A 431-nucleotide genomic window follows, 5' to 3' on the forward strand; every position below is an offset into this window, starting at 1 on the left:
CATGTTGCGGAGTAAAATACGACCATTCAGTTCAACCAGAAGGACAGTGGAGTTTAAAAATACGTGAGTGGTGTTGTTTTGGGTGCAATAGCCATCACGATAGGGATGTAAATGCTTGATAATAGGAGGTAACGATACTGCCTCGTGTGGAGTGTTATACCCCTCGTCCCTTCGGGGTTGCGAGAACACGATGAAGCACTAATTTGTATAAATTTGATTGAATTGTATAGATTTAGTTAAGTTTATCGTATCGGAAGAGTATACAGGTTCTACTTTACGGGAGCATTTGGAGGAGAATCTATCAAATACGTTGCAACTAAAATAAGTGAAATAGTATATAGAAAAAGCCTTCTGATTGAAGTGACCCCTAAAAGTTAGACACGGTTATTTCATTAGGCAGCTTGATAAAAGTGAGTCCGGTATTGCACCGG

At 39.7% G+C, this 431-nt stretch carries 1 pseudogene; it reads left to right on the forward strand.

Features of this window, described 5'->3' with window-relative positions:
* Positions 1-119, forward strand: a pseudogene (locus JDS99_RS31035) (RNA-guided endonuclease InsQ/TnpB family protein); the annotation flags it as partial.
* Positions 120-431: the final 312 nt, after the last annotated feature.

This window comes from Bacillus cereus group sp. N6 (genome assembly GCF_016483705.1).
Classification (GTDB): Bacteria; Bacillota; Bacilli; order Bacillales; family Bacillaceae_G; genus Bacillus_A; species Bacillus_A wiedmannii.